The 13144-nt window shown below is 37.0% G+C and carries 16 protein-coding genes; all 16 read left to right on the forward strand.

Going from position 1 to position 13144, the window contains the following annotated elements; translation table 11 throughout:
* Positions 1–30: 30 nt before the first annotated feature.
* The 16 genes from HR057_RS01545 to HR057_RS01620 all read left to right on the forward strand — a co-directional run bounded on the left by HR057_RS01545 (position 31) and on the right by HR057_RS01620 (position 13124).
* On the forward strand, positions 31–255 hold the full coding sequence (locus HR057_RS01545; protein ID WP_173729626.1) for a YqzK family protein: 225 nt from the start codon (positions 31–33) through the stop codon (positions 253–255).
* Between the two features lie 18 nt (positions 256–273).
* Entirely contained in the window at positions 274–1167 is an 894-nt protein-coding gene (xerD, locus tag HR057_RS01550; protein ID WP_173729627.1) for a site-specific tyrosine recombinase XerD, read from the forward strand.
* A gap of 62 nt (positions 1168–1229) precedes the next feature.
* Positions 1230–2405: a phosphopentomutase gene (gene deoB / locus HR057_RS01555; RefSeq protein WP_173729628.1), complete on the forward strand. Its 1176-nt coding sequence runs from the start codon at positions 1230–1232 to the stop codon at positions 2403–2405.
* 12 nt (positions 2406–2417) lie between these two features.
* Entirely contained in the window at positions 2418–3233 is an 816-nt protein-coding gene (locus tag HR057_RS01560; RefSeq protein ID WP_173729629.1) for a purine-nucleoside phosphorylase, read from the forward strand.
* A gap of 71 nt (positions 3234–3304) precedes the next feature.
* Positions 3305–4126, forward strand: a complete 822-nt coding sequence (locus HR057_RS01565) for a purine-nucleoside phosphorylase (RefSeq protein ID WP_173729630.1) — start codon at positions 3305–3307, stop codon at positions 4124–4126.
* 26 nt (positions 4127–4152) lie between these two features.
* On the forward strand, positions 4153–5454 hold the full coding sequence (locus HR057_RS01570; protein ID WP_173729631.1) for a pyrimidine-nucleoside phosphorylase: 1302 nt from the start codon (positions 4153–4155) through the stop codon (positions 5452–5454).
* A 219-nt stretch (positions 5455–5673) separates the two neighbouring features.
* Positions 5674–6861 (forward strand): D-alanyl-D-alanine carboxypeptidase family protein, encoded by a 1188-nt coding sequence (locus HR057_RS01575; protein WP_173729632.1) that lies wholly within the window; start codon positions 5674–5676, stop codon positions 6859–6861.
* 108 nt (positions 6862–6969) lie between these two features.
* Complete coding sequence (spoIIAA, locus tag HR057_RS01580) at positions 6970–7320, forward strand: anti-sigma F factor antagonist (RefSeq protein ID WP_173729633.1); 351 nt, start codon at positions 6970–6972, stop codon at positions 7318–7320.
* Positions 7321–7761 carry an anti-sigma F factor gene (spoIIAB, locus tag HR057_RS01585; protein WP_173729634.1) on the forward strand — a complete coding sequence of 147 codons (441 nt, stop codon included), beginning with the start codon at positions 7321–7323 and terminating at the stop codon, positions 7759–7761. It abuts the gene before it with no gap.
* Between the two features lie 12 nt (positions 7762–7773).
* A complete protein-coding gene (sigF, locus tag HR057_RS01590) occupies positions 7774–8532 on the forward strand; it encodes an RNA polymerase sporulation sigma factor SigF (RefSeq protein WP_173729635.1) in 759 nt (252 codons plus the stop codon).
* Between the two features lie 130 nt (positions 8533–8662).
* Positions 8663–9283: a stage V sporulation protein AA gene (locus HR057_RS01595; protein WP_173729636.1), complete on the forward strand. Its 621-nt coding sequence runs from the start codon at positions 8663–8665 to the stop codon at positions 9281–9283.
* Positions 9280–9714 (forward strand): stage V sporulation protein AB, encoded by a 435-nt coding sequence (locus tag HR057_RS01600; protein ID WP_173729637.1) that lies wholly within the window; start codon positions 9280–9282, stop codon positions 9712–9714. The genes HR057_RS01595 and HR057_RS01600 overlap by 4 nt, the downstream gene beginning before the upstream one ends.
* A 12-nt stretch (positions 9715–9726) precedes the next feature.
* Positions 9727–10185, forward strand: a complete 459-nt coding sequence (gene spoVAC / locus HR057_RS01605; RefSeq protein ID WP_196237806.1) for a stage V sporulation protein AC — start codon at positions 9727–9729, stop codon at positions 10183–10185.
* Positions 10186–10225: 40 nt separating this feature from the next.
* Positions 10226–11233, forward strand: coding sequence for a stage V sporulation protein AD (gene spoVAD, locus HR057_RS01610; RefSeq protein WP_173729638.1), 1008 nt, complete (start codon positions 10226–10228; stop codon positions 11231–11233).
* A 3-nt stretch (positions 11234–11236) separates the two neighbouring features.
* Positions 11237–11587 carry a SpoVA/SpoVAEb family sporulation membrane protein gene (locus HR057_RS01615; protein WP_173729639.1) on the forward strand — a complete coding sequence of 117 codons (351 nt, stop codon included), beginning with the start codon at positions 11237–11239 and terminating at the stop codon, positions 11585–11587.
* Positions 11588–11627: 40 nt separating this feature from the next.
* Complete coding sequence (locus tag HR057_RS01620; RefSeq protein ID WP_173729640.1) at positions 11628–13124, forward strand: spore germination protein; 1497 nt, start codon at positions 11628–11630, stop codon at positions 13122–13124.
* The last annotated feature ends 20 nt before the right edge of the window (positions 13125–13144 follow it).

The following is a 13144-nucleotide window of genomic DNA, read 5'->3' on the forward strand; positions in this document are numbered from 1 at the left end:
ATGCAAAAGATGGTGGTGGAGGAATGGGAAATGTCATTTGTGAAAATTGTATTTGATACATTGAAAGTGTTTATATTATTTACTGGTTGTACATTGCTTTTTTATTATGGGATTGTTTGGCTTCATCAAGAGTATGAACATTATCACCGTTATGACGAGCCGGAAGGCGGTGCATTAAAGGTGTCGGCGCATTATGTTGAAGAGTCGCCATCTTGGCTGGACCGGCTGATTTATTTTTATCAAACAGGTGAATAATGAAGGAGTTTTTAATATATGGATAACTATTTAGACAATTTTTTGCATTATTTAACGGTTGAGAAGAAAGCGGCAGCTAATACGATTGATTCGTACCGAAGAGATTTAAAACAATATATAAAATATTTGAAGTGCTCGCTTTCTATTAGTTCATTGAGGGAAGTTACACGCATTCATATTTTAAATTATTTGGCATTTTTAAAACAACAAGGAAAGGCGGGAACGTCCATTGCTAGAAATGTTTCGGCATTACGGGCGTTCCATCAATTTTTATTACGAAAACAAGCAGTTGACGATGATCCGACTGTTTCTATTCAATTGCCGCAGCTTGAAAAAAAAATGCCGACTATACTTTCGCAAAATGAGGTCGAGGCATTATTAAATGTCCCAATCGGGGATGATGAATTTGAAATTCGCGATAAAGCGATGTTGGAATTATTATATGCGACGGGTATTCGAGTTTCAGAGCTTGTTGCATTAGATCTATCTGATGTTCATCTTACGCTTGGATTTGTTCGCTGTGGCGGAAAAGGTAAGAAAGAACGGATCATCCCGCTAGGAAATATGGCTAAAAACGCTTTAACGAATTATTTAGAAAATGCAAGGGGACGTCTGCAAAAGAATAGGGAAACGTGCAATGCCTTATTTTTAAATCATCATGGTGAAAGATTATCGAGACAAGGATTTTGGAAAATTATAAAGAAACTTGCACAAAAAGCGAATATTTCTACTGAATTAACACCTCATACGTTACGGCATTCATTTGCTGCCCATCTGATAGAGAATGGTGCTGATCTTCGAGCTGTTCAGGAAATGCTAGGTCATGCTGATATTTCTTCAACACAAATTTACACTAAAGTTTCAAAAGCTAGATTAGCAGATATTTATAAAACATACCATCCGCGTGCTTAAAAATTATTGCAAAATAATTGATCGACGCAAAAAGAAAAGTATTTTAAGGGAGGATTCATATTGTGAACTTTAAACGCATTTTTTTGATCGTCATGGATTCAGTTGGCATTGGCGAAGCACCTGACGCTGAACAGTATGGCGATAAAGGAGCTGATACTCTAGGGCATATTGCGGAATATATGAACGGACTTAACATGCCAAATATGGCCAAGCTTGGGCTTAGTAATATTAGAGAAATAAAAGGAGTTCCAAAAGCTAAGCGGCCGCTTGCTCATTATTCGAAAATGCAAGAAGCGTCCGTCGGCAAAGATACGATGACAGGACATTGGGAATTAATGGGGTTGTTTATCGATACACCATTTCAAACGTTCCCAAATGGGTTTCCAGAAGAGCTCATTGAACAACTTGAAAAACGCACGGGAAGAAAAGTCATTGGCAACAAACCAGCATCTGGAACTGAGATTATAAAAGAACTCGGTCAACAACATATGGAAACAGGTCATATTATTGTCTACACATCTGCAGATTCAGTTTTGCAAATCGCTTGTCATGAAAAAATTGTACCTTTAGATGAACTTTATAAAATATGTGAAATTGCCCGAGAACTAACTTTAAATGAAAAATATATGGTCGGCCGAGTGATTGCCCGACCTTTTATCGGAAGTGAACCGAATCAATTTGAAAGGACAGCAAATCGCCGAGATTATGCTCTCAAACCATTTGAACGGACAGTGTTAAATGAGTTAAAAGATCATAATTTTGATGTTCTTGCCGTTGGGAAAATTTCCGATATTTTTAATGGTGAAGGAATCACCCAATCAATCAAGACGAAATCAAACTTGGATGGAATGGACCGTCTAATTGATACTTTTACGATGGATTTTACGGGTTTATGCTTTTTAAATTTGGTCGACTTTGATGCGAAATATGGCCACCGCCGTGATCCTGAAGGATACGGGAAAGCGCTTGAGGAATTTGATAAGCGTTTAGGTGAAGTATTTCCGCTCATGAAAGATGATGACTTACTCATCATCACCGCTGACCATGGAAATGACCCTGTACACCATGGCACTGATCATACGAGGGAATTTGTGCCCCTTTTAATTTATCATAAAGGAATCGAAGTAGGGCGGTCTTTACCACAATCAAAAACATTTGCTGATGTCGGGGCGACGATCGCACATAATTTTGCAGTTCCGATGCCAAAGCATGGTCAAAGCCTTTTACCATTTATTTAAGGAGATGATTGTGTGAGGAGTGAGCTATTTTTTCAAGCTGCAAATTTTATTCAAGAAAAAATAAATATATCACCGAAAATCGGCTTTATTTTAGGATCTGGTCTAGGAGTATTCGCTGATGAAATTGTGAATCCGGTAAAAATTAGCTATGATGAAATACCTGGATTTCCGGTATCAACGGTTGAAGGGCATAAAGGACAGCTTGTCATCGGTGCGTTAGAAGGGGTCCCTGTTGTGGCTATGCAAGGCCGTTTCCATTTTTATGAAGGTTATTCCCTTGACAAGGTAACTTTTCCGGTTCGTGTCATGAAACTCATCGGTGTTGAAAAACTGGTAGTTACAAATGCTGCTGGTGGTATTAATACATCATTTGAGCCAGGAGATCTTATGTTGATTACAGATCACATTAATAATATGGGCAAAAATCCGTTAATAGGACCGAATGATGATGCATTTGGTGTTCGCTTCCCAGACATGTCAATATCTTATTGTAAACAGATGCGCGATAAAGCGAGACAAGTTGCTCATAATATGGGTCTTGCGCTGAAAGAGGGGATATATGTTGCTAATACAGGTCCAAGCTATGAAACACCTGCAGAAATCCGTATGCTCCGAAAAATAGGTGGTGATGCTGTAGGCATGTCGACGGTACCGGAAGTGATTGTTGCCAGGCATGCAGGGATGAACGTCCTTGGTATTTCCTGCATTTCAAACATGGCAGCTGGCATATTAGATCAGCCGCTTTCACACGATGAAGTAATCGAAACGACTGAAAAAGCGAAAGAACGGTTTTTAATGTTTGTAAAAGAACTAACAAAAGTTTTATAAGAAATAATAAAATTTTATATTTTATAAAGAAGCAATTGTTGATTATTGCCAAAAAAAAAGGAGCGAGAGCGATGGAAAACCTTCTATCTAAAATGAAGGAAGCTTGTGCATACATACAACAACAAATTTCTATAAAACCTACGATTGGCCTTATTTTAGGTTCAGGATTAGGAGAATTAGCAGATGAAATAGAGAATGCTGTCATCATTGATTATGCGAACATTCCACATTTCCCGGTCTCAACAGTTGAAGGGCATGCTGGAAAACTTGTCATCGGGTTGCTAAACGGTAAAGCTGTTTTAGCCATGCAAGGGCGTTTTCATTATTATGAAGGATATACGATGCAGGAAGTAACCTTTCCTGTCCGTGTAATGAAAGGATTAGGGATTGATACAATCATTGTGACAAATGCTTGCGGCGGAATGAATGCTAATTTCAAGCCTGGTGATTTAATGATTATCACAGATCATTTAAATATGACAGGAACGAACCCATTAATCGGTCCCAATGAAGCAGAACTCGGTCCCCGTTTTCCAGATATGAGCCGTGCTTACTCGCCAGAACTTATTAAGTTGGCCAAAGAAACCGCTCAAAAATTGAATATTTCAATTCAAGAAGGTGTCTATGCTGGCATTTCAGGACCATCGTATATGACGCCTGCAGAGTTAATTATGCTTCGCAATCTTGGAGGAGACGCTGTTGGAATGTCAACCGTACCAGAAGTCATCGTTGCCAATCATATGCAAATGAAAGTTCTCGGCATTTCTTGTGTGACTGATATGGCCATTGGTGAAGAGCTTGAGCCTTTAACACATGAACAAGTAGTTGAAGTTGCAAATCGGACGAAGCCGAAATTCATTCATCTTATTAAAGAAATTATTGCAGTCTTGTAAATAACAATCATTGAGAGGTTTTTTTAATGAGAATGGTTGATTTAATTGAAAAAAAGCGGGATGGAAAAGAACTTACAAAAGAAGAAATCCGCTTTATAATCGAAGGTTACACTAATGAAACAATTCCGGATTATCAGGTAAGCGCGCTTTTAATGGCTATTTATTTTCAAGGAATGACAGAAAAAGAGCGTGTAGAACTGACAATGGCGATGGTTGATTCCGGTGATAAAATTGATCTATCTGCAATAGAAGGAATCAAAGTCGACAAACATTCAACTGGTGGTGTAGGGGACACAACAACGCTTGTTCTAGCGCCGCTTGTGGCTTCAGTTGGCGTTCCAGTTGCAAAAATGTCTGGACGTGGCCTTGGTCATACTGGTGGCACGATTGATAAATTGGAATCGATTCAAGGATTTCATGTAGAAATAGATAACGATCAATTTATTGAACTAGTGAATAGGAATAAAGTTGCTGTTGTTGGACAAAGCGGGAATTTAACTCCAGCTGATAAAAAATTGTATAGTCTTCGGGATGTGACAGCAACTGTGAATTCGATCCCTTTAATTGCTAGTTCCATCATGAGCAAAAAAATTGCTGCCGGTGCCGATGCAATCGTTCTTGATGTAAAAACAGGTGCAGGCGCATTTATGAAAGATTTAGAAGATGCAAAAAAACTTGCAAAAGCAATGGTGGATATTGGTAAAAGCATTGGCAGAAAAACGATTGCTGTTATTTCTGATATGAGCCAGCCTTTAGGATTTGCAATTGGCAATGCCCTTGAAGTAGAGGAAGCGATTGAAACGTTAAAAGGAAAAGGGCCGGAAGATTTGCAAGAGTTATGCTTAACGCTTGGAAGCCATATGGTCTACCTTGCTCAAAAAGCACAGAGCCTAGAACAAGCAAGAAATATGTTAGAAGAAGCGATTTTTTCAGGTAAAGCGATAGAAAAATTTAAAACGTTTATTGCTGCTCAAGGTGGGGACGCATCAGTTGCCGACGATGTAACGAAACTTCCAAAAGCAAGATATATATATGAATTGAAAGCTAGGGAAGAGGGTTGGATCGGAACGATTGTAGCCGATAAAGTTGGTAAGGCAGCGATGCTTTTAGGTGCTGGCCGAGCAACAAAAGAATCAAAAATCGATTTAGCTGTCGGTCTTGTGTTAAGAAAAAAAGTCGGAGACAAAGTGAATAAAGGCGAGGCACTTGTTGAGATTCATAGCAATTTTGAAAATATTGATGAAATAAAAGAATTACTTTATAATTGCTTCACCATTTCTCCAAAAGAAACGACTGCTCCGCCATTAATTTACGACAAAATTTTATAAAGCTTTAAATTAAGCTCATCCAAAAAGGAATGTAAACCTTTTTGGATGGGCTTTTTTTTGGTATCTACTTTATACTCCATTTTTTCTTTACTTTTTAAAAAACGTATTTGATAAAATTCAATGAAAATTTTGGTATAAATCTATAATTTATGGAAAAAATGACGTGTATGAGCATTAAACCTACAGTTGGTATAGGTTTCGAAAAAGGAGGGAGTATTCATGCAAATGAGAACAGTAAAGATTTTCCTAAGTTTTATCTTATTGTTTACAATGCTTGCGCCTACTGGATTCGCAGAAGAAAAGAATGACAACATAGAGAATAAAGTAGAGCTGGCAGATGATGCTCAATCTGCAATATTAATTGAGCGGGATACCGGCACTGTTTTATATGAAAAAGCAGCCGATAAGAAGCTGCCTCCAGCTAGTATGACGAAAATTATGACAATGCTATTAATTATGGAAGCTTTAGATGAAGGTAAAATAAAGCTTGATGAAAAAGTTAGAACGAGTGAATACGCAGCTTCAATGGGGGGTTCCCAAATATTTTTGGAACCTGGTGAAGAAATGACAGTTGATGAGCTTCTAAGGGGAATTGCAATCGCTTCTGGGAATGACGCAACGGTAGCAATGGCTGAACATATTGCCGGATCTAACGAAGCTTTTGTTGAAATGATGAATAAAAAAGCGAAAGAGCTTGGATTAAAAAATACAAACTTTAAAAATGCGACAGGATTGCCAGCAGAAGACCATTATAGTACAGCACGGGATATGGCAATCATGTCTAAAGAATTATTAAAGTATGATCTTATAACAAAATACACAGGGGTCTATGAAGACTATTTACGTGAAAATACCGATAAAAAATTCTGGCTTGTAAATACCAATCGTCTTGTGAAATTTTATCCTGGGGTTGATGGTGTTAAAACAGGTTATACAAGCGAAGCTAAATATTGTTTATCAGCGACAGCTAAAAAGGATGGAATGAGGGTCATTGCCGTTGTTATGGGGGCATCGACACCAAAAGATCGGAACAGACAAATTACTAAAATGTTAGATTACGCTTTTAGCCAATATAAGACACATCCAATGTATGAACGAAACCAACCTATTGCAAAAGTGAAAGTTTCAAAAGGTGATAAGTCTTCGATTAACGCTGTAACATCGGAGCCGATATCGTTGCTTACGAAAAAAGGAGAAAATATTGACAACATTAAGCAAGAATTAGTCATTCATGAAGAAATAAAAGCGCCGATTCAAAAAGGTGATGAACTTGGTAAACTGATTCTAAAAAAAGGAGATAAGATTGTTGTTGAAAGTCCACTTGTAGCGGACAAGGATGTAAAAGCTGCTTCATGGTGGAAACTTTTCAAACGAATGATGGGGGATTTTGTTAAAATATCGGAATAACTTTGTAAAATTATTGTGAATAACCACTAGTTTTGTCATGTTGAAGGAATCGATAAAGATAATGGCGAAAAGACTCACTTAAGACTTTCAAGTTAGGAGGAAATTGAGTTGAGTCTTGTCATCAATTTTGAGACAAAAAAAGATGTGTTGCTCATCCGTTTGAAAGGTGAACTTGACCACCACACAGCAGAAGAATTACGTCAAAAAGCAACAGACGTCATTGAAAAAAATAAGATTCATCACATTATTTTAAATCTCGAAGAATTAACATTTATGGATAGTTCTGGTTTAGGTGTCATTTTAGGCCGCTATAAACAAATTCAAAGCCAAGGCGGTGAAATGGTCGTTTGTTCCATTTCACCGACTGTAAAAAGGCTTTTTGATTTATCAGGGTTATTTAAAATTATTCGTTTCGTTGATGATGAACAAAATGCCCTAAAAACATTGGGGGTGGCCTAAATGAAAAATAAAATGGAATTAAAGTTTTCCGCACTTAGCCAGAATGAATCTTTTGCACGTGTAACAGTCGCTGCTTTTATTGCACAACTTGATCCAACTCTCGATGAATTGACAGAAATTAAAACAGTCGTTTCTGAAGCAGTCACTAATGCAATTATCCATGGCTATGAAAATAATCCTGAAGGTGAAGTTTATATTTCCGTTACTCTTGAAGATGGGGTTGTTCATATCACCATTAAAGATGAAGGGGTTGGTATTGCTAACCTAGATGAAGCACGCCAACCGTTATTTACAACAAAGCCTGAATTAGAAAGATCAGGAATGGGCTTTACAATTATGGAAAACTTCATGGATGATGTCGTAGTCGAATCGAAAGTCAATGAAGGTACAACTGTCCATTTAACGAAATATTTGGCAAATAGTAAAGCTTTATGTAATTAAGGAGATTTGCTTATGGATGTGGAGGTCAAAAAGCAAAAAAGCGAATCCTATTTGAAAGATCATGAAGTAAAAGAATTGATTGAGAGAAGCCAAAAGGGTGACCAAGAGGCGCGGGACTTAATTGTACAAAAAAATATGCGTTTAGTTTGGTCCGTTGTACAACGCTTCCTCAATCGCGGCTATGAACCAGATGATCTGTTTCAAATCGGCTGTATCGGTCTCTTAAAATCAGTTGATAAATTTGACTTATCGTATGATGTCAAATTTTCAACGTACGCAGTACCAATGATTATCGGGGAAATCCAGCGTTTTATTAGAGATGACGGGACTGTTAAAGTTAGCCGTTCTTTAAAAGAAACGGGAAATAAAATAAGGAAAGTCAAAGATGATTTAACTAAAAGACTAGGAAGAGCTCCAACGATTACTGAAATAGCGAAGGAATTAGGAATTTCACCTGAAGATGTAGTATTGGCACAAGAAGCTAGCCGAACACCTTCTTCCATTCATGAAACGGTTTATGAAAATGATGGAGACCCTATTACACTGCTTGATCAAATTGCTGACAATTCAGAAGCAAAATGGTTTGATAAAATTGCCTTGCAGGAAGCAATTAGAGGGTTAGATGAAAGAGAACAGCTTATCGTTTATTTGCGCTACTATAAAGACCAAACCCAGTCTGAAGTCGCAGGAAGGCTTGGCATTTCTCAAGTCCAAGTTTCAAGGCTAGAGAAAAAAATTCTTCAACAAATGAAAGAACAGATGGATATTTGACATTTATTGTCAAATATCCATTTTTTTGTTTATTGTCCACTTTTTGGTCGCTTTAATTTAGAATGAGGCCTAAATACCACAAGCATACTAACAAATACAATGAATTGGCCTAATTGCGAGGTGTACTAAAATGGAAAATGAAACGATTTATATCCGCATGCGGCTTAGATTGCAGTCATTGCCGGATTCCATAATAACTATTGGTGATTTAGCACAAATTATTGGTCAGGATAAGCTTGTGAACAAAATTGCTAAACTTGCCGTATATCAAATTAAGAAAAGTGATAGAAATATTGTAGTTATTGATGTAATGAAAGTAATTGCAACAATTCAAAAGTATTATCCAACGATTGAAATTCAAACAATCGGTCCTTCTCAAACAATTATTGATGTGGTTTATAAGAAAAAGAAACCGACTATTGGATTAATCGCTCTAGTCTGGTTCCTTCTTTTTGTTGGATCTGCAATTGCGATTATGAATTTTCATGAAGATGTTTCAATGCAGCAAGTTCATCAAAAACTGTATTTCATTATGACTGGAAATAATTTAGAAAAACCCCTATTATTGCAGATTCCTTATTCTTTAGGATTAGGAATCGGAATGATTTTATTTTTTAACCATTTCTTTCGCAAGCGTCTGAATGAAGAGCCAAGTCCTCTTGAGGTAGAAATGTTTAAATACCAGCAAGATCTTGATCAATACGTAATTATTCATGAAAACAAAGAAGTAATGAAGCGGATCAGGTCATGACACTAAAAATTTTATTTACAATTCTTGTTGGTTTTGCCGGAGGACTTGCTGTTGGTGCCGGTTTTGTTGCTTTTTTAACCGTTCTCGGTGTCATTCCAAGGCTTACACAACTGACGAAAACGATGAAATACATTTTTTTATATGAGTGGGGAGTTGTATTTGGTGCAACAACAGGAGGATGGATAAGTTTACGAGAAAAAATTTATCATTTTCCATCGATTTCTATGATCCCTATAGGACTTGCAAATGGCATTTTTGTTGGAATGCTTGCTGCGGCTTTAACGGAAGTTTTAAATGTCTGGCCGATTTTAGCAAAGAGAATTGGAGTTCAAGAAAAATTGCTTATTTTACTTACTGCCATTGTTTTTGGGAAAATTTTCGGTTCCTTGTTCCATTGGATCTATTTTGTTGATTATTTAAAACATTCGTAAGGGAGAGGTTCCATGGCTGAAAAAATTACGAAAGAAAATTATAAGGAGCAAATTAAACTGTTTCAACCTAAATTGCCTCGATTTATGAATGGCATCAAAGCATTTTTTATTGGTGGAATCATATGTTTAGGTGGTCAAGTCGTTCATAATATTTACCAAGATTTTTTTCAGCTATCTGAAATTCATGCAAGTTATTTTACAATAATTACATTTATTGTAATTACTACATTGTTAACAGGTTTAGGAATATTTGATAAAATTGGACAATTTGCAGGTGCAGGCACACTTATTTTAGTGACAGGTTTTGCAAATGCAATCATTAGCGCCGCCCTCGAACATAAAAGTGAAGGTCCGGTATTAGGAATAGCAAATAATATGTTTAAAATAGCTGGATCAGTACTTGTCTATGGGGTAGTTGCAGCAACTATCGTAGGGATCATTTCCATGGCGGTAAATCATTTTTGGGTGTAAATAAAATTGCTTTCATTCGACATCTTTAAAGGTGATAAACATGGGACAAGTCGGAAAACAAACGTGGCAATTCCAAAATGATATATTTGTTCATTCAACCGGTACAGCTGTTGGACCAATAGAAGCAAAAGGACCATTAGGGCATTGCTTTGATATTAAGTATGATGATCTACATTGCGGGCAAAAAAATTGGGAACTTGCCGAAAGACAATTAATGGAGGATTCCATCAATGTTTGTTTAGAAAAAGTCAATCTTAAATATGAAGATATTGATATATTTCTTGCAGGTGATTTGTTAAATCAAAACGTCATAGCCAATTATGTAGCGCGTGGAAATCAAATTCCATTTTTATGTATGTTCAGTGCCTGTTCAACGTCCATGGAAACATTGGCAGTTGGGGCTTCTTTAATCGAGGGGGGTTTTGCTTCAAAAGTGTTGGCAGCGGTAAGCAGTCATAATGCAACAGCTGAACGGCAATTCCGCAGTCCAACCGAATATGGTGGACAAAAACCACCGACTGCTAATTTTACTGTTACTGGTGCTGGTGCCATATTAATTGGAAAAGATAAAAACTCGGTAAAAATTACTGCAGCCACCATTGGCCGTGTCGTCGATTATGGAATTAGCAACCCCTATGATATGGGGTCTGCGATGGCACCAGCTGCAGCGGATACAATTATTAACCATTTCCGCGATTTAAAAAGAACACCAAAAGATTATGATCTTATCCTTACTGGAGACTTATCCAGTGTTGGGGCACCCATTTTGCGAAAAATGCTTTCAGATGAAGGGTTTCCTGTTCATTCAAATTATAATGATTGTGGTTTAATGGTTTATCATAGCGATCAGAACGTATTTGCAGGTGGAAGCGGATGTGCCTGTTCCGCTGTTGTAACCTACGGTCATATTATTGATTTAATAAAAGCAGGTGCTTTAAAAAGAGTATTAGTTGTTGCAACAGGGGCACTTTTAAGTCCGATGATGATTCAACAAAAAGAGACAATTCCAACGATTGCCCATGGAGTTGTTTTCGAAAGGGTTGAATAAAAAATGGAATATTTCCTTGCTTTCCTATTCGGCGGATTGATGTGTTTAGTCGGCCAAATTTTATTAGATCAATGGAAACTCTCTCCCTCTCATGTCATGAGTATATTTGTAGTTGTCGGTGTCATTTTAGGTGGCCTTGGTGTATATGATGAATTCATTGAATTAGCTGGTGTTGGAGCTATTTTGCCGATCACAAGCATTGGCTATTCATTATTGAATGGAGCATTAATTGGTGCGAGTGAGTTTGGGGTAAACGGATTAACATTTGGAATGTTTCATTTAACATCTATTGCTATTACATCAACTATTTTATTTGCATTTATAGCAGCAATCATTTTCAACCCTAAAGGATAAAGTCGAAAGTATCGGTTTTACCTAGAAAGGAGTGAATTCAATGTTAACCCAAACAAAAGAAAAGCAACCGATATCAACCGATCTTCGTATGAATGAAGAATTTTTAAAAGACCGAATAGGTTTAGGAACGAGCTTTGATTTAGGTGTGCGCAAAATAAAAATCTTAAAGAAGGATGTTCATGTATATTTTTTAAATGGATTATGTGATTCTGCTTATATTATAGAATTATTAAAAGTATTGATTCAAATCAATGATCACGAAAGAAGCATTAAGGCAATCGTGAAAGATATTATTAAAAACCGACTTTCACATCAACAAGTTCAAGAAGCAAAAGATATGGATCAAGTTGTTGATCAGCTTCTTTCCGGCCTTATGATCATTTTGATTGAAGGAGAAACCATCGCTTTTTCTGTTGATGTTAGAAGTTATCCAGGGCGAAATCCGGAAGAACCGGATACGGAAAAAGTCGTCCGGGGTGCTAGAGATGGATATACAGAAAATATTGTTGTTAATACCGCATTAACGCGTAGGAGAATTCGTGATGAAAGGCTGCGTCATGAAATTATCCAAGTAGGCGAACGCTCAAAAACTGATATATGTATTGCCTATCTTCAAGATGTGGCTGATCCGGATCTTGTGGAAATTATTAAGAAAGAATTAAAAGAAATTGAAATAGACGGGATTCCGATGGCTGATAAGACTGTAGAAGAGTTCCTTGTCAAACAAGGTTGGAATCCGTATCCGATGGTACGTTATACAGAAAGGCCGGATGTAGTAGCTACACATTTATTAGAAGGTCATGTTGTCATCATGGTTGATACATCTCCAAGCATGATTATAACACCAACTACATTTTTCCACCATGTACAGCATGCGGAAGAATATCGTCAAACACCTGCGATCGGCGCTTTCTTGCGGTGGGTTCGTTTTATAGGGATGGTTGTTTCTGTCCTATTGGTTCCTTTATGGTATTTGTTTGTAAAAAACCCTGACTTATTGCCGGAAGCCATTGATTTTATCGGACCTAATAAAGAATATAACATACCAATTATCGTTCAATTGATTATAGCAAGTTTAGGAATTGACCTATTAAGGATGGCGGCCATTCATACTCCAACCCCGCTTTCAACGGCAATGGGCTTAATTGCGGCAGCGTTGATTGGTCAAATTGCTATCGATGTTGGTCTCTTTTCGGCGGAAGTTATTCTTTATGTGGCTGTTAGTGCAATCGGTCTATTTGCAACGCCTAGTTATGAATTAAGTGTTGCGAATAAAATATCACAGATAGGTTTGTTATTGGCAGTTTACTTTTTTGATGTAGCTGGTTTAGTTATCGGGATCACAGTAATAATTTTGTACTTAGCTTCATTGCGTTCGTTAAATACGCCATATTTATGGCCATTTATTCCTTTTGATCCACATGCATTTTTACAAATTATCGTACGAGTGGCAATGCCATTAAATAAAACAAGACCAACTGTGACAAACCCGCAAAATAATAAAAAACAGCCTTTTCGTAAACCATTATTAAATTAAAAATAATAAAAATTGAAAAT

Origin of the sequence: Calidifontibacillus erzurumensis (genome assembly GCF_013303125.1) — a bacterium.
Lineage (GTDB): Bacteria > Bacillota > Bacilli > Bacillales > Bacillaceae_J > Calidifontibacillus > Calidifontibacillus erzurumensis.